This window comes from Burkholderia sp. Bp9031 (genome assembly GCF_003857965.1).
Lineage (GTDB): Bacteria > Pseudomonadota > Gammaproteobacteria > Burkholderiales > Burkholderiaceae > Burkholderia > Burkholderia ambifaria_A.
This window is the reverse complement of the sequence record NZ_QTPW01000017.1, coordinates 63,091-80,343: the sequence shown is the minus strand read 5'-3', so window position 1 is coordinate 80,343 and position 17,253 is coordinate 63,091. Positions and strand designations below refer to the sequence as shown.

The window sequence follows — 17,253 nt, the reverse complement described above, 5'->3', positions numbered from 1 at the left end:
ATTATAGCGGGCCGCCTCGCTCGGGTCGGCTGACCGTTCGGCCGACTGGCGGCACACGCTGCGCCGCGGCACGATGGCGGGGCGGTGTCGGTCAGGTTACTGCTGGCTCAGCGTGAGCGACAACAGGCGCGCGGTGATGTCGACGATCGGAATCACGCGGTTGTACGCCATGCGGGTCGGGCCGATCACGCCAAGCGTGCCGACGATCTGGCCATTCACCTCGTACGGTGCGGTAACGACGCTCATTTCCTCGATCGGCACGAGCGTCGATTCACCGCCAATGAAGATCTGCACGCCCTGGGCGTGGCTCGACACGTCGAGCAGTTGCAGGAGGCCCGTCTTTTGGTCGAACACGTCAAACAGCTTGCGCAGCCGTGCCATGTCGGACGACAGGTCCGCCACTTCGAGCAGGTTGCGCTCGCCGGAAATGAGCACGGTGTCCTCGGTATCGGGCACCTCGGTGCTGGCCGTCACGGCGGCATGCATCAGCGTGGTCATGTCGCCGCGCAGCTGGTCGATCTCGTCGCGCAGGCGGCGGCGCACCTCGTCGAACGACAGCCCGGCGAAATGCGCGTTGATGTAGTTGGACGCCTCGGTGAGCTGCGACGGCGAATAGTCGCGCGGCGTCGCGAGCATCCGGTTCTGCACGTCGCCCTCGGGCGTGACGATGATCAGCAGGATGCGCTTGTCCGACAGGCGCATGAACTCGATCTGCTTGAACACGTGGCTGCGGCGCGGCGTCAGCACGACGCCCGCGAACTGCGACAGGTTCGACAGCACGCTCGCCGCGGCCGCCACGACCCGCTGCTGCGGCTCGCCGGCCTGCAGCGTGTTCTGCACCTGGCGCGCGACGGCCTCGGCGTCGATCGGCGCCTCGACCGTCAGCATCGTGTCGACGAACAGGCGATAGCCGCGCGGCGTCGGCACGCGGCCGGCCGACGTGTGCGGGCTCGACACGAGGCCGAGTTCCTCCAGGTCGGACATCACGTTGCGGATCGTTGCCGGGCTCAGCTCGAGGCCGGAGTAACGGGACAACGTGCGCGAGCCGACCGGCTGACCGTCGGCGATATACCGTTCGATCAGGGTTTTCAGGAGGGTTCGTGCGCGAGGATCTAGCATGGTAGAAAATTTTAGCGCAACCGCGCGAGCACGGCGAGTGGCCGCGGCCACAGTCGCGCGGGCTGACCGATCCGGCCCCGTGTGCGCACAGCTGGTTCTTTTCGTCAACGAGCTATGGTGTAATGCCGGCATGAAAACCGGTAATCAGTTCAATACTGTCGCGCTCGTCGGCCGGAGCAACACGCCCGGCATCGCCGAGCCGCTCGCCACGCTGGCTGGCTGCATCGCGAAGCTCGGCTTCGAGGTCGTGTTCGAAGCCGACACCGCGCGCGAGATCGGCATCGCCGGCTATGCGGCGCTCACCCCGGCGGAAATCGGGGCGCGCGCGGACGTGGCGGTCGTGCTCGGCGGCGACGGCACGATGCTCGGCATCGGCCGCCAGCTCGCGCCGTACAAGACACCGCTGATCGGGATCAACCACGGGCGGCTCGGCTTCATCACCGATATCGCGGCGGCCGACATGCAGGCGCTCGTCCCGGTGATCCTGTCGGGCAAGTTCGAGCGCGAGGAGCGCGCGCTGCTCGAGGCCCGGATCATGCGCGACGGCGAACCGATCTACCACGCGATCGCGTTCAACGACGTCGTCGTGAACCGCAGCGGCTTTTCCGGGATGGTCGAGCTGCGCGCATCGGTCGACGGCCGGTACATGTACAACCAGCGCTCGGACGGCCTGATCGTCGCCACGCCGACCGGCTCGACCGCGTACGCGCTGTCGTCGGCCGGCCCGATCCTCCATCCGCAGCTGGCGGGCATCGTGCTCGTGCCGATCGCGCCGCACGCGCTGTCGAACCGGCCGATCGTGCTGCCCGACGATTCGAAGATCGCGATCCAGATCGTCGGCGGCCGCGACGTCAACGTGAACTTCGACATGCAGTCGTTCACCGCGCTCGAACTGAACGACACGATCGAGGTGCGCCGCTCGAAGCACACCGTGCCGTTCCTGCACCCGGTCGGCTACAGCTACTACGCGACGCTGCGCAAGAAGCTGCACTGGAACGAACACGCATCGAACGAAGACGACAAGGCGTCCTGACGCACCACCGCCCGACACCATGCTCCGCCACCTCTCGATTCGCGACTTCGTCATCGTCGCCGCGCTCGATCTCGAATTCGACAGCGGCTTTACCGTCTTTTCCGGCGAAACCGGCGCCGGCAAATCGATCCTGATCGACGCCCTCGCCCTCGCGCTCGGCGAACGCGCCGACGCGAGCGTCGTGCGCGCCGGCTGCGGCCGCGCCGACATCACCGCCGAATTCACGCCGCACGACCGCGTCGCGCGCTGGCTCGACGAACACGCGTTCGACGCCGAGGACACCGTGATGCTGCGCCGCGTGATCGACGCGAACGGCCGCTCGCGCGCGTTCATCAACGGCACCAGCGCGACGCTCGCGCAGTTGCGCGGGCTCGGCGAGATGCTGGTCGACATCCACGGCCAGCACGCGCACCAGCTGCTGATGCGGCCCGACGCGCAGCGCGAGCTGTTCGACACGCACGCGGGGCTCGTCTCCGATGCCGCGAACGTCGCCCGCGCGTGGCGCGTATGGCGCGACGCAACGCAGGCGATCGACGCCGCGAAGGCGCACGAGCGCGAACTGCAGCTCGAACGCGAAAAACTCGCGTGGCAGCTCGCCGAACTCGACAAGCTCGCACCGCAACCGGGCGAATGGGACGAAGTCGGCAGCGAGCACAAGCGGCTGTCGCACTCGGCAAACCTGATCGCCGGCGTGCAGGGCGCGCTCAACGCGCTGTCGGAGGCCGACGACGCGATGCTCCCGCAGCTCGGCGCGATCGTGTCGAAACTGCGCAGCCTGGCCGACTACGACACGGGGCTCGGCGATGCGCTCGCATCGCTCGAACCGGCCGAGATCCAGCTGCAGGAAGCCGTCTATTCGTTGTCGCACTACGCGCAGCGCCTCGATCTCGACCCGGCCCGGCTCGCGCAGGTCGAAACGCGCCTCGACGCGCTGCACTCGACCGCCCGCAAGTTCCGGCTGCCGCCCGACACGCTGCACGAGGAACATGCGGCACGCCGCGCGCAGCTGGCCGCGCTCGACGCGGCCGCCGATCTCGGCGCGCTCGAAGCCGCGCAGGCGAAGGCATGGGAAGCCTATCTCGCCGATGCGAAGCAGCTGTCGAAGGCACGCGCGCAGGCCGCGAAGACGCTCGGCACAGCCGTCACGGCCGGCATGCAGGAACTGTCGATGGCGGGCGGCAGCTTCGAAGTCGCGCTCGTACCGCTCGCCGACGGCGGCCCGCATGGGCTCGAGCAGGTCGAATTCCGGGTCGCCGGGCACCCTGGCGTGCCGTTGCGGCCGCTGGCGAAGGTTGCGTCGGGCGGCGAACTCGCGCGGATCAGCCTCGCGCTGGCGGTGATCGCGAGCGCGGCAAGCCCGACGCCGACGCTGATCTTCGACGAAGTCGACACGGGGATCGGAGGCGGTGTCGCCGAAGTGGTCGGCCGCCTGCTGCACCAGCTCGGGCGTGACCGCCAGGTGCTGTGCGTGACGCACCTGCCGCAGGTCGCCGCGCGCGGCGACCATCACTTCCAGGTCGCGAAGGGCGCCGACGACCGCGGCGGCACCGTCTCGTCGGTCGTCCCGCTCGACAAGACGAGCCGGGTCGAGGAAGTCGCGCGGATGCTCGGCGGGCTCGAGATCACCGCCACGACGCGCAAGCACGCGAAGGAAATGCTGGCGGCCTGACACGCCCCCCGTTGACCGAATGCAAGAAGACCGGCGCATGCGCCGGTCTTTTTTTGCGGAAGGCGGCCGCTCGATCGCGCCCGCCCTGCCCCGCGGATTCGAAGCCTCGAGTCACAGCCTCGACTCGAACGCCCGACTCAAACACCCGTTTCGGCTGCCCCGAACACCCGCTCCCACAGTGCCGTCACCGCCGCCCGCTCGTCGGCCACCAGGGCCGGATCGACCCGTGCCTTCTCCATCCCGTCGAGCCGCAGCTTGTGCTGCAGCTTCCGGTACTTGCGGTAGGCCGCGCCGACGCGCTCGGCTTCGTCCTCGCCCATCAGCCCGAACCGGGCGACCTCGCGCAGCAGTGCGATGTTGCCGGTGTTGCGGATCAGCTCGGCATCGCTCGACGCATGCAGCAGCACCCAGTACTGGACGATGAACTCGATGTCGACCATCCCGCCGCGATCGTGCTTCAGGTCGAACAGTTCGGTCTGGTTCGGATGGCCCGCGAACACCTTGCCGCGCATGTCGACGATTTCCTTCGCGAGCACCGCCCCGTCGCGCGGCGTCGTCAGCACCTGCTGGCGAATCGCCTCGAAATCCGCGCCGATCTGCGTGTCGCCCGCGCTGTAGCGGGCGCGCGTCAGCGCCTGATGCTCCCACACCCACGCCGTGTTCGCCGCATCGCCCTCGCGCAGCTGGTAGCGACGGAACGCGTCGAGATCGGTCACGAGCAGCCCGGCCTCGCCGTTCGGCCGCAGCCGCAGGTCGATGTCGAACAGCGCGCCCGCGCCGGTCGCGGTCGTGAGCCACGTGATCAGCCGTCGCGTGAACGTCGTGTAGACGTCCGCCGAGCGCTCGTCGGGGTCGTCGTACAGAAAGATCAGGTCGAGATCCGATGCGTAGCCGAGCTCCTTGCCGCCGAGCTTGCCGTACGCGATCACCGCGAACTTCGGCACGTCGCGATGGCGCTTCGCGAGCTGCGACCAGACCACTTCGATCGTCACGTCGAGCACCGCGTCGGCGAGCTCGGACAGGCGGTCGCTCACGTGCTCGACCGACAACTGGCCCGCCAGGTCGATCAGCAGGATGCGGAACACCTCGGCGTGCTGCGCATGCCGCAGCAGGTCCATCTGCTGCTCGGGGCCGTCGGCTGCCGCAAGGCGCGCGCGCAATGCATCCTTGAATGCGGGCCAGTCGAACGGGCTCGCGATCGCTTCGTCGTCAAGCAGTTCGTCGAGCAGTTGCGGATGGCGGATCAGGTAGCCGCCGCCCCAGCGCGTCGCGCCGAGCACCGACAGCACGCGGTCGAGCGCGGCCGGATACTCGGTCAGGAGCGCGAGATAGACGCCGCGCCGGCTGACCGTCTCGAGCAGGTCGAACAGCCGCACGATGGTGTCGTCGCGGCGCGCGGCATCGATTCGCGGCGCGGCCTCGAGCGCGCGCTGCGCGACGCTGTCGAAGCGCTGCCGGCTCTTTTCCGGCAGGCCCGCGTAGCGCGACGACTGCCAGATCGCGCGCAGCCGCGCGAGCACGGTTGCCGGATCGGTGAAACCCAGCCCGTCGAGACGCGCGAGCAGCGCATCGTCTTCGCCGTCGTCGGCGAGCGCCCCGCTCCAGATCCACGCAGCCGCCGTGTCCTCGCCCGCCGCGCAGGGGCCGCCGCTCACCTTGTCGGCGAAAATCTGGTCGAACTGTGCTTCGACGAAGGTGCGGTAGCCATCGAGCACCGTCATCAGCGCCGCGTAGTCGGCAAAACCGAGCGACGCGGCCAGCGCCGTGCGCTCGCCGGGATCGACCGGCATCGCATGCGTCTGCGCGTCGTCGCGGTACTGCAGCCGGTGCTCGAGCGTGCGCAGGAAGTTGTAGGCGTCGGTCAGCCGCTCGCGCACGTCTTCGCCGATCAGCCCGCGCGCCTGCGCGTGGCGCAGCACCGCGAGCGTCGGCCGCACGCGGAATTCCGCATCCTGGCCGCCGCGGATCAGCTGGAACACCTGCGCGCTGAATTCGATCTCGCGGATCCCGCCGCGCCCGAGCTTGATGTCGTCGGCCTTGTCGGGCCGCATCGACGCGCGGCGCGCGGCTTCGTGGCGAATCTGCTGGTGCAGCGAACGGATCGCGCCGATCACGCCGAAGTCGAGATAGCGGCGGTACACGAACGGCTTGACGATCGATTCGAGCTGCGACTCGAGCCGCTGCGCCGCGTCGCTGTCGCCCTCCGACACGAGCCGCCCCTTGATCCACGCGTAGCGCTCCCATTCGCGCCCCTGCACGTAGAAATATTCCTCGAGCATCCCGAGGCTGCAGACGAGCGGCCCCGAATCGCCGTTCGGGCGCAGCCGCATGTCGACGCGAAACACGTAGCCGTCGGCCGTGACCTCGGACAGCACGCCGATCAGGCGCCGGCCGAGCCGCGTGAAGTATTCCTGCGTGGACAGCGGCGAGCGCGTGCCGCCGGCCGTCTCGCCGTCGTCCTCGTAGACGAAGATCAGGTCGATGTCCGACGACACGTTGAGCTCGCGGCCGCCGAGCTTGCCCATCCCGACCACGCCCAGCACGACGCGCTGGCCGTCGGCGCCGCGCGGCTCGCCGTACATCGCCTCGAGTTCCGCCGACAGCAGCGCGAGCGAGCGTTGCACGGCCACTTCGGCGAGATCGGTCATCGCGCCCGTCACCTCGGCGACGTCCGCGAAGCCGCGCAGGTCGCGCTCCGCAACCGCGCCGAACACCTCGACACGCAACTGCCGCAGCGCGCGCTTCAGTTGCTCGTCGTTCGGCGCGGCCGTGCCGGCCGGTAGCGCGAGCAGCTCGCTCAGGCGCGCGTCGAGCTGCGCGCGGGAGAGCGGCGCGGCGGCCCACGCGGCGATCTGGTCGGACAGCGCGGGCCGCGCGGCGGCCGCGCGGGCGATGTAGCGGGAATAGGACTGGCTGATCAGGGCGGAAGCGTCGGTCATCGAAAAGCGGGCCTGGCGGTAAGGCCCGCCGCCGCGGGACGACGCATGCGCGCCCCGCTGCCGACAGGCCCCTTGGACTCGGCGCGGTGTCGCGACGCAGGTGCGCCGCCGCGAAAACCGCGCGCCGGAAAGCCCGTGCCGTGCTGCCGCAACGGCCGCCGGCACGAACCCGTGTGATACATTTCAACGTCAGTCTGCAAAACTACCATATCGCCGCCCTTCCGCCGCATGTCCGACCGTCAGGAATCCGCCGTAGCTGCGCCCGAAGCGGGACCTCCGAAGCACGATCATCCGGTCTTGCGTCGCGTATTCAGGGTGACGCTGGCAGTCGGGATCGGCACCTACTTCGTCGCGTCCGGCGCGCTCCTCGGGCTGCGCTACGTGCTGCTGCCGCGCATCGACGAATTCCGCCCGCGCATCGAGCGCGCGGTGTCCGACAAGCTCCACGCGCAGCTTTCGATCGGCAAACTGTCACCCAACTGGTCCGGCATGCAGCCGGGCGTCGAAGTCACCAACCTCACCATTCGCGGCCGCGACGGCCGGATCGCGCTGTCGGTCCCGCACGCGACGGCCGCGTTGTCGTGGATGTCGCTGCTGCGGCTGTCGCCCGCGCTGTCGAGCCTGATCGTCGATCACCCGGACCTCGTCGTCGCGCGCGCGGCCGACGGCTCGCTGAGCGTCGCGGGCGTCGGCGTCGCGACCACCCATGGCGGCAACGACACGTTCAGCACGTGGCTGCTGAAACAGGAAGCGATCGTGCTGCGCAACGGCACGCTGCGCTGGCGCGACGCGCAGCACGCCGCGCCGGAGCTCGCGCTGTCGGGCATCCGTCTCGCGGTGCTCAACCACGGCCGCGAGCACAAGGCCGCGCTGCAGGCGCCCGCGAACGGCACGCTGCTGCTCGGCCCGCTCGATTTCCGCGCGCGCTTCCGGCACAAGCCGCTCGCGCCGATCGGCAAGCCGACGAACTGGACGGGCGACGCGTATCTGTCGACCGGCCCGGTCGACCTGCAGACGCTCGGCCGCTATCTCGACCTGCCGCTCACGGTCCACGCGGGCCGGATCGACAACGCGATCTGGGCGACCTTCCAGGACGGCCACCTGCGCTCCGCCGGCGGCGACCTGCAGGGCGCCGACGTCGTGCTGCGCGTGCGGCCGACCCAGCCGCGCCTCGACGTGCCGACGGTCGGCTTCGGCTGGGACATGGCGCTGAACGCCGGCCGCGACTACACGCTGCACCTCACGCGCTTCAACGCGGAGCTCGGCCAGCCGCCGCTGCCGGACGGCACGCCGCTCGCCCGCTCGCTCGCGCTGTCGACGCTGACCGCCCGCTACCGCGTGCCGGCCGCCGACCAGGGGCAACTGCTGAGCGTCGTCGGCGATCGCGTCGATCTCGGCATCCTCAGCGAGTTCATCCGCGGGCTGCCGCTGCCGGCGCGCCTGCGCAACGAGCTGATCAAGCTCGACCCGCGCGGGATGGTGTCGAACTATCACATCGAGGTCGAACGCGCGAAGCCCGCGCGGGCCGACCTCGCCGACGAAGAACGGCGCACGGGCGCGGCGCCGATCGTCCGCTACCGCTTCCTCGGCGATCTGCAGGGCATCAGCGTCGCCGCGCAGGAGCCGCCGCCGGGCCTGTCCCCGCGCGGTCACCCGCGCGCCGGCTGGCCGGGCGTCGAGAATTTGTGGGGCCACATCGACGCGAACGAAACGGGCGGCAGCGCGCACTTCGACACGGTCAACGCGGCCGTGACGGTGCCCGGCGAATTCGACGAGCCGCGCCTGACTTTCGACCGGCTGCGCGGCAACGCGAAATGGGTGATCACGCCGGCGCCGGGCGAGAAGCACGCGCGCGTCGACGTGACGTTGCCCGACTTCTTCGTCGCGAACCCCGATGCCGAAATCGCGGTGTCGGGCTCGTACACGAACCCCGGCCACGGCCGCGGCTCGCTCGACCTGCGCGCGGATTTCGCGCGTGCGTCGGTGGCGCGCATTCCGCGCTACCTGCCGACCGGGATGTCCGAGCATCTGCGCGACTATCTCGGCCATGCGCTACAGGACGGCCGGGTGACCAAGGGCGCGTCGATCGTCGCGCGCGGCCCGCTCGAGAAATTCCCGTTCGAACACGAGCCGGATGCCGGCGTGTTCCATATCGTCGCGCCGTTCACCGGCGGGCGCTTCGAGCCGACGCCGTACCCGCCGCGCAAGCTCGCGAACGGCACGCCGAGCGTCTGGCCGGCTCTCGACGGGATCGACGGCGTGTTCGAGCTCGCGCAGAACAAGCTGCGCTTCGACATCGCGCGCGCGCACTACAAGCGCGTCGCGCTGACGAAGGTCGCCGGCCGGATCGACGATCTCGGCAACCCGTCGAAGTCGCCGCTCATCATCGACGGCCATGCGCAGGGCCCGCTCGCGGACCTGATCGACTATGCGGACAACAGCTCGCTCGGCACGATGAGCGGGCACATCGGCCAGCGGATCGATGCACAGGGGCCCGCGGCGCTCGCGCTCAAGATCACGATTCCGCAGCACGTACCGCATCCGCATACGCACATCGAAGGCGCACTCGCGTTCGGCGGCAACACGCTGTCGACCGACGGCGTGCCGCCGCTGTCCGCGCTGCGCGGCAGCGTGCGCTTCACGGAAGCCGGCGCATCGCTGCGGGGCCTGTCGGGGCGTTTCCTCGGCGGCCCGGTACGCGCGAACGGCAACTTCCAGTCGCATGGCCCGTACGCGGTGGACGTCGACGGCAAGCTCGCGCTCGACGCGGCACGCGGCCTGAACCTGCGCGGCACGGCCGCGGCGCTGCTCGAGCACGTGGTCGGCGACGCGCCGTACCAGCTCGCCGTGCGCGGCGCGCCGGGCCGCCTGCCCGAGGTCACCGCACATTCCGACCTGACGGGCGTCGCGCTGAATTTCCCGGCGCCGTTCGCGAAACCGGCCGGCACGCCGATGCCGTTCCGCTTCACGCTGCAGCCCGCCGCCCAGGAGAACGGCAAGCGCCTCGAGCATGCCGACCTGACGCTCGGCCCCGTGTCCGCGACCTACCTGCTCGACGCGACGCGCGGCCAGCCGCTGCGCGCGGTGCGCGGCGCGATGGGCATCCACCGGATGCCCGACCTGCCGCAGGACGGCGTGAGCGCCGCCGTCGACGTCGACGAACTGGACGCCGACGCATGGCTCACCCTGGCCCGCACATTGCAACGCGACACGCCGCGCGCGCCGGAGCAGGCCGCGCCGCGCATCGACATCGCGAGCTTCACGCCGAAGCGCTTCGCGCTCCACTTCGGCACGCTGAAGCTGCTCAAGCGCAACTGGGAAAACGTGATCATCGGCGCGTCGCACGTCGACGAGCTGTGGCAGGCGAACATCGCGTCGAACCAGGTCTCGGGCTACCTGTCGTGGGAGCCGGGCGGCGGCCATAACGGTGCGGGCGTGCTGAACGCGCGGCTCGCGAAGCTCGTGATTCCGCAGAGCGCGCAGCACGACCTCGTCGGCCGCGCGATGAACCTGCCGACGCCGACCGACCGGCCGATGCCGTCGGTCGACCTGATCGTCGACCAGGTCGTCGCGCGCGATCACGACATCGGCCGGCTCGTCGTCAATGCGCGCAACATCGAGGAAGACGGCGCGCCGGTGTGGCAGCTCGACAAGCTCGAGCTGGCGAACCCGGCCGCGAAGCTGACGGCGACCGGCAACTGGCGCACGTCGCGCCGCGCGCTGGCCCGCGGCGTCGACGAAAACGATGCGCCACGCCGCAGCGTGTTCGACTTCAAGCTCGACGTCGGCAACGCGGGCGCGCTGCTCGGCCTCGTCGGCCTGCCGCGCACGCTCGCGGACGGCCACGGCACGGTGACCGGCAAGGTCGGCTGGCGCGGCGGTCCGACCGCGGTCGATCTCCCGTCGCTCGGCGGCCAGGTCGCGCTCGACCTCGAGCACGGCCAGATCCTGAAGGTCGATCCGGGTGCGGCGAAACTGCTCGGCGTGCTGAGCCTGCAAAGCCTCGCGCGCTTCCTGACGCTGAATTTTCGCGATGTGGTCGGCAAGGGGCTGCCGTTCGACAAGATCACCGGCACCAGCCGGATCTCGAACGGGATCGCACGCACCGACGACTTCTCGATGACGACGGCGCCAGCGAACGTGACCGTGCGCGGCGCGGTCGACCTCGGCACCGAGACGCAGGACCTGCACGCGCACGTCGCGCCGAAGATCGGCGCCGGCACGGCGGCGATCGCGGCCGCGATCATCAATCCACTGCTCGGCGTCGGCGTGCTGGCCGCGAACTACGCGCTGTCGGAGACGCTGTCGCACGCGTTCGCGCTCGACTACGCGATCACGGGCTCGTGGGCGCATCCGCACATCGAGCGGGTGCGGGGCGATCAGGGTAAGATGAATCACGGTCCGGCCGACGCGGCGACCCATTGATGATCGCTCGATGATGCCGGGCCGCACCCCATTTATGACGCAACCGATCCTGCGATGACCGATCACACCCGTTCCGCCACGCCCTTTCAGGTCGCCGCGCTGCAGATGGTGAGCACGCCGGACGTCGCGCGCAATCTCGCCGAAGCCGGCCGCCTGATCGCGGAAGCGGCGAGCGATGGTGCACAGCTCGTGCTGCTGCCCGAGTATTTCTGCTTCATGGGCCACCGCGACACCGACAAGCTCGCGCTTGCCGAACCCTACCGCGACGGTCCGATCCAGCGTTTTCTCGCGGAGGCCGCGCACCGCCACGGCATCTGGGTGATCGGCGGCACACTGCCGCTGAAGGCGCCGGAACCCGATCGCGTACTGAACACGACGCTCGTGTTCGACCCGAACGGCCACGAGGCGGCCCGTTACGACAAGATCCACCTGTTCAACTTCGAGAAAGGCGACGAATCGTTCGACGAGGCGCGCACGATCCGCGCGGGCGACACGGTCGTCACGTTCGACGCGCCGTTCGGGCGGGTCGGCCTGTCGGTCTGTTACGATCTGCGCTTTCCGGAGCTGTATCGCAGGTTGGGCGACTGCGCGCTGATCGTCGTGCCGTCCGCGTTTACGTATACGACGGGCCGCGCGCACTGGGAAATGCTGCTGCGCGCGCGGGCCGTCGAGAACCAGTGCTACGTGCTCGCGGCCGCGCAGGGCGGCAAGCACGAGAACGGCCGGCGCACCTGGGGCCACAGCATGCTGATCGACCCGTGGGGCGAGATCGTCGCGGTCCACGACGAAGGCGCGAGCGTCGTGACCGGCGCGCTCGATCCGCAGCGCATCGCCGAGGTGCGCCAGAGCCTGCCCGCGTGGCGGCATCGCGTGCTGGCCTGAACCGCTGAACCGCCGCGGCGCTTGAAACCCCGCCCGGCCAACCCATCTGCCCAGAACGCACCCGACAACTTTTTGAGAACCCTCGATACCCGCATGAACATCATCGAACCCGGCATCCGCAATCTTGCGCTGGCGAAGGACATCCTCCTCACGCCGTACGGCCTCGACGAGAGCCTGCTCACGCGCACGATCGCCGACATCTTCACGCATCGCGTCGACTACGCGGATCTGTACTTCCAGGCGACCCGCAGCGAAGCGTGGAGCCTCGAGGAAGGCATCGTGAAGTCGGGCAGCTTCAGCATCGACCAGGGCGTCGGCGTGCGCGCGGTCGCGGGCGACCGCACCGCGTTCGCTTATTCGGACGACCTGTCGCCGGAAGCCATCGCGCAGGCGGCCGCGGCCACCAAGGCGATCGCGGCGGCCGGCGGCGGCCGCCAGAAGATCAAGGCCGCGACGTCGCTGAAGGGCATCTCGGGCCGCGACCTGTACCTGCCGTCCGATCCGCTCGCATCGCTCGACGCGACCGCCAAGGTCAAGCTGCTCGAGCGCATCGAGCAGATGGCGCGCGGCCGCGATCCGCGCGTCACGCAGGTGATGGCGGGCCTTGCCGGCGAATACGACGTCGTGCTGGTCGCGCGCAGCGACGGTGCGCTCGCCGCCGACATCCGCCCGCTCGTGCGCGTGTCGGTCACGGTGATCGCCGAACAGAACGGCCGCCGCGAGATCGGCTCCGGCGGCGGCGGCGGCCGCTTCGACTACGGCTACTTCACCGATGACGTGCTGTCGCGCTACGTCGACGACGCCGTGCACGCGGCGCTCGTCAACCTCGACGCGCGCCCCGCGCCGGCCGGCGCGATGACGGTCGTGCTCGGGCCGGGCTGGCCGGGCGTGCTGCTGCACGAAGCGATCGGCCACGGCCTCGAGGGCGACTTCAACCGCAAGGGTTCGTCGGCGTTCGCCGGCCGGATCGGCGAGCAGGTCGCCGCGAAGGGCGTGACCGTCGTCGACGACGGCACGCTGCCGAACCGCCGCGGCTCGCTGAACATCGACGACGAAGGCAACCCGACGCAGTGCACGACGCTGATCGAGGACGGCATCCTGAAGGGCTACATCCAGGACACGCTGAACGCGCGCCTGATGAAGATGCCGGTCACCGGCAACGCGCGGCGCGAATCGTACGCGGCGCTGCCGATGCCGCGCATGACCAACACGTACATGCTCAACGGCGACAAGGATCCGCAGGAAATCATCGCGTCGGTGAAGAACGGCCTGTACGCGGTGAACTTCGGCGGCGGCCAGGTCGACATCACGAACGGCAAGTTCGTGTTCTCGGCGTCCGAGGCGTACATGATCGAGAACGGCAAGATCACCTACCCGGTGAAGGGCGCGACGCTGATCGGCAGCGGCCCGGAATCGCTGAAGTACGTGAGCATGATCGGCAACGACATGTCGCTCGACTCGGGCGTCGGTGTGTGCGGCAAGGAAGGCCAGAGCGTGCCGGTCGGCGTCGGCCAGCCGACCCTGCGCATCGACAAGATGACGGTCGGCGGTACGGCATAACCGCATCGCGGCGCACACAATCCGCGCGCCTCGACGAATGCGTGCGGATTATCCGCATTTTTGAGCACCCCCGGTTGCCAGCCGCGCGGCGACCGGGTATAAATTCCGAATCAACTTTTTTGACGAACCGAATCTCCGTCATGTCCGCCAAGTTTTATTTTTACTTTTTTTGGCATCTCAGACCGCTGGCGGATCGAGAGGGTTGATGGCGCGTAAAGCGCAACCGAAATTCCCGAAAAACCGCCGGCGAACCCGGCGGTTTTTTTTCGCCCTTCGCCATCCGGTCGCCGCCGCAGCGGATTCCGCGGCCCCGACCGAAACCACTGAATCGCTTGAATTGATGAATCTGCCGCACGCGCATTGACCGAACGGCGCCCGGAACCAAGGAGAAACAACATGCCCCCGCACAATACCGACGACGTCCGCATCCGCGAACTCAAGGAACTGACGCCGCCCGCCCACCTGATCCGCGAATTCGCGTGCTCCGAGGCCGCGTCCGAGCTGATCTACAACTCGCGCCAGTCGATGCACCGCATCCTGCACGGGATGGACGACAGGCTGATCGTCGTGATCGGGCCGTGCTCGATCCACGATACGAAGGCGGCGATCGAGTACGCGGGGCGGCTCGTGAAGGAGCGCGAGCGCTTCAAGGGCGAACTGGAAATCGTGATGCGCGTGTACTTCGAGAAGCCGCGAACGACGGTCGGCTGGAAGGGGCTCATCAACGATCCGCACCTGGACAACAGCTTCAAGATCAACGAAGGGCTGCGCACCGCGCGCGAACTGCTGCTGCAGATCAACGAGATGGGGCTGCCGGCCGCGACCGAATACCTCGACATGATCAGCCCGCAGTACATCGCCGACCTGATCTCGTGGGGCGCGATCGGCGCGCGCACGACCGAGTCGCAGGTGCACCGCGAACTGGCGTCGGGGCTGTCGTGCCCGGTCGGCTTCAAGAACGGCACCGACGGCAACGTGAAGATCGCGGTCGACGCGATCAAGGCCGCATCGCAGCCGCACCATTTCCTGTCGGTGACCAAGGGCGGCCATTCGGCGATCGTGTCGACGGCCGGCAACGAAGACTGCCACGTGATCCTGCGCGGCGGCAAGGCGCCGAACTACGACGCGGACAGCGTGAACGCCGCGTGCGCGGACATCGGCAAGGCCGGCCTCGCCGCACGCCTGATGATCGACGCGAGCCACGCGAACAGCTCGAAGAAGCACGAGAACCAGATTCCCGTGTGTGCGGACATCGGCCGCCAGGTCGCGGCCGGCGACGAGCGCATCGTCGGCGTGATGATCGAGTCGCACCTCGTCGAAGGGCGCCAGGACCTGAAGGAAGGCTTCCCGCTGACCTACGGCCAGAGCATCACCGACGCATGCATCGCGTGGGACGACAGCGTGAAGGTGCTCGAAGGCCTCGCGGAATCGGTGAAGGCACGCCGCGTCGCGCGCGGCAGCGGCAACTGACGCACACCAACAGGCCGACCGCATGACCCCGCCTGGCGTGGGGTTGGCCATGCGGTCAGCCTGCGGATGTCGTTTCGCCCTGCTAGACTAGCTAACATTATCTAGCTAACCAGGGACGATCACGCCGACCATCAACATGCACGACGCCAAGTCGAGGCTCTCGAGCCTCGTCGAAGCACTTGAATTGGGGCGTGAATCCGAAGTCGTGATTGCCCGCAACGGTCATCCGGTCGCCCGGATCGTGCCTTACGTGGCGCCGAAGCGGATCGGCGCCGCCCGCCAGTTGCTTGCCGGGCTCAACATCCCGACGACGGTCGAGGCATTCAATGCCGGCGATGAATCGATCGCCGCCGACTTCGACGCCAGTTCGGAGCAGGGACTCGCACCGTGAAGCTGCTGCTCGATACGCATATCGCACTATGGGCCGCCGAAGGGGCGCCTCAACTTTCGGCGACCGCGGTCGCGTTGATCGAGCATCCCGAGAACACGCTGTACGTCAGCCCCGCGTCCATCTGGGAAATCGCGATCAAATATCGCAAGGGCAATCTACCTGTTCATCCGCGCGATGCACGTTCAGCGTTCCGGCTCGCAGGATTTTCGGAGTTGCCGATCAGCAGCGATCACGTCGAAGGCGTCGCCGCACTACCGGATTTTCCGGATCATGTCGATCCGTTCGACCGCGTGATGGTCGCGCAGGCGCTCCATGAAGGCATGCCGCTCGTCAGCGCCGATCCCAAAGTGTGGCGCTATCACGCCACGCTGATGCTGCGCGCCTGATGCGCTGCCCGCTACACAAGCAAAGCCCGGCTCGCGCCGGGCTTTTCATTGCGTTGGCCGAAACCGGCCGTCAGGATCTCACTCGAGCGCGCCCGAGCCGAAGATCTCGGTATTGATGCGTTCTGGCGCGACGCCGAGCGCGACCAGCGCGTCGCGTTGCGCCTTCATGAACGCGATCGGGCCGCAGATGTAGTAGTCGGCATCCGGCACCAGCGCATATTGCTTCACGCGCTCCTGCGTCAGGCGCCCCTCGAGATCGTAATCGACGCCGACACGGTCGTTCGGGCCGACCAGCTCGTACAGCACCGTGCGCTTCACGTTCGCGTGTTCGCGCACCGTATCGTTCAGCCAGTCGCGGAACGCATGCACCGCACCCGACCGGCATGCGTGGACGAACCGCACCTCACGCTTGCTGCCTTCGCCGACCAGCGTCGATGCCATCGACACCATCGGGGTCAGGCCGACACCGCCGGAGATCAGCACGACCGGCGTATCGACGCCGCGCTTCAGCGAAAACTCGCCCATCGGCGCCGTCACCTCGACGATCGCGCCCTCCTCCACGCCGTCATGCATCAGCGTCGACACCTTGCCGGCCGGGATCGCTTCCGGCTTGCCGGCCTCGCGCTTCACCGAGATGCGCAGCCACTTGCCGTGCGGCGCGTCGGACAGGCTGTACTGGCGCGGCTGGTCGACACCGAGGTCGCCGACGAAGCGCTTCACGGTGATGTACTGGCCCGGCTCGAAGGTCGGCGCCGCGCCACCGTCGGCCGGGCTCAGGTAGAACGACGTGATCTCGTCGCTCTCGCGCACCTTGCGCGCCACCTTGAACGGACGGAAGCCGCTCCATGCAGCCCCCGCGTACAGGTTGGCCTCGACGCCGATCAGGATCCGCGCGAGCTGGCCGTACGCGACGCGCCATGCCTCGAGCGTTTGCGCATCGACCGCGTCACCGAGCACCTCGACGATCGACGCGAGCAGGTTCTCGCCGACGATCGGGTAATGCTCGGGGCGAATGTTCAGGCTCGCGTGCTTGTGCGCGATGTGCGACACCGCACCGCCGAGCGCGCCGAGATTGTCGATGTTCGCCGCATACGCGTAGACCGCCTTCGCGAGCGTTTCCGGCTGGCTGCCGCTCTTCTGGTGCGTCTGGTTGAACAGGTTCTTCAGTTCCGGATGGCGCGCGAACATGCGCTGGTAGAAGTGCTTCGTGATCGTCGCGCCGTGCACGGCGAGGACAGGGGCAGTGGCCTTCACGCGAGCCATCTGATCAGCGGTGATATCGGTCATGTTCGTTCTCCGTTAAACATGCACATACGATACATCTTTAAAAATCGATGCCCCTCGGGCAAATTGTCGCAGTGCGGAAAAAACGACAGCAG

12 protein-coding genes are annotated in these 17,253 nt (G+C 68.6%); 8 read left to right on the top strand and 4 right to left on the bottom strand.

What is annotated here, in order from left to right:
* Positions 1-96 precede the first annotated feature (96 nt).
* A complete protein-coding gene (hrcA, locus tag DIE15_RS21860) occupies positions 97-1,119 on the bottom strand; it encodes a heat-inducible transcriptional repressor HrcA (RefSeq protein ID WP_011544637.1) in 1,023 nt (340 codons plus the stop codon).
* Positions 1,120-1,249: 130 nt separating this feature from the next.
* Between hrcA and DIE15_RS21855 the strand changes: the two genes are divergently transcribed.
* Positions 1,250-2,152 (top strand): NAD kinase, encoded by a 903-nt coding sequence (locus DIE15_RS21855; RefSeq protein WP_057926712.1) that lies wholly within the window; start codon positions 1,250-1,252, stop codon positions 2,150-2,152.
* A gap of 19 nt (positions 2,153-2,171) precedes the next feature.
* On the top strand, positions 2,172-3,821 hold the full coding sequence (gene recN, locus DIE15_RS21850; RefSeq protein WP_124834320.1) for a DNA repair protein RecN: 1,650 nt from the start codon (positions 2,172-2,174) through the stop codon (positions 3,819-3,821).
* Between the two features lie 137 nt (positions 3,822-3,958).
* Here the strand turns inward: recN and glnE are convergent, their stop codons facing one another.
* Positions 3,959-6,760 carry a bifunctional [glutamate--ammonia ligase]-adenylyl-L-tyrosine phosphorylase/[glutamate--ammonia-ligase] adenylyltransferase gene (glnE, locus tag DIE15_RS21845; RefSeq protein WP_124834319.1) on the bottom strand — a complete coding sequence of 934 codons (2,802 nt, stop codon included), beginning with the start codon at positions 6,758-6,760 and terminating at the stop codon, positions 3,959-3,961.
* 228 nt (positions 6,761-6,988) lie between these two features.
* Between glnE and DIE15_RS21840 the strand changes: the two genes are divergently transcribed.
* The 3 genes from DIE15_RS21840 (at position 6,989) to tldD (ending at position 13,627) form a co-directional block, all read left to right on the top strand.
* The gene (locus DIE15_RS21840; protein WP_124834318.1) at positions 6,989-11,185 is read left to right on the top strand and encodes a YhdP family protein; all 4,197 of its coding nucleotides are present in this window, start codon (positions 6,989-6,991) and stop codon (positions 11,183-11,185) included.
* Between the two features lie 54 nt (positions 11,186-11,239).
* Positions 11,240-12,067, top strand: a complete 828-nt coding sequence (locus DIE15_RS21835; protein WP_124834317.1) for a carbon-nitrogen hydrolase family protein — start codon at positions 11,240-11,242, stop codon at positions 12,065-12,067.
* Between the two features lie 93 nt (positions 12,068-12,160).
* Positions 12,161-13,627, top strand: a complete 1,467-nt coding sequence (tldD, locus tag DIE15_RS21830) for a metalloprotease TldD (protein WP_057926717.1) — start codon at positions 12,161-12,163, stop codon at positions 13,625-13,627.
* Positions 13,628-13,737: 110 nt separating this feature from the next.
* Here tldD and DIE15_RS21825 read toward each other — a convergent pair whose 3' ends face one another.
* Positions 13,738-14,025, bottom strand: coding sequence for a hypothetical protein (locus DIE15_RS21825; RefSeq protein ID WP_185734528.1), 288 nt, complete (start codon positions 14,023-14,025; stop codon positions 13,738-13,740).
* Between DIE15_RS21825 and aroG the strand changes: the two genes are divergently transcribed.
* The 3 genes from aroG to DIE15_RS21810 all read left to right on the top strand — a co-directional run bounded on the left by aroG (position 14,024) and on the right by DIE15_RS21810 (position 15,874).
* Complete coding sequence (gene aroG / locus DIE15_RS21820; protein WP_057926718.1) at positions 14,024-15,097, top strand: 3-deoxy-7-phosphoheptulonate synthase AroG; 1,074 nt, start codon at positions 14,024-14,026, stop codon at positions 15,095-15,097. The two genes, DIE15_RS21825 and aroG, sit on opposite strands and share 2 nt — an antisense overlap.
* A gap of 136 nt (positions 15,098-15,233) precedes the next feature.
* Positions 15,234-15,488 carry a type II toxin-antitoxin system Phd/YefM family antitoxin gene (locus DIE15_RS21815; protein WP_124834316.1) on the top strand — a complete coding sequence of 85 codons (255 nt, stop codon included), beginning with the start codon at positions 15,234-15,236 and terminating at the stop codon, positions 15,486-15,488.
* Positions 15,485-15,874, top strand: coding sequence for a type II toxin-antitoxin system VapC family toxin (locus DIE15_RS21810; RefSeq protein WP_124834315.1), 390 nt, complete (start codon positions 15,485-15,487; stop codon positions 15,872-15,874). Before DIE15_RS21815 ends, DIE15_RS21810 begins: the two co-directional genes overlap by 4 nt.
* A gap of 78 nt (positions 15,875-15,952) precedes the next feature.
* On the opposite strand, the gene hmpA is transcribed toward DIE15_RS21810, so the two are convergent.
* On the bottom strand, positions 15,953-17,161 hold the full coding sequence (hmpA, locus tag DIE15_RS21805; protein ID WP_124834314.1) for an NO-inducible flavohemoprotein: 1,209 nt from the start codon (positions 17,159-17,161) through the stop codon (positions 15,953-15,955).
* Between the last annotated feature and the right edge of the window lie 92 nt (positions 17,162-17,253).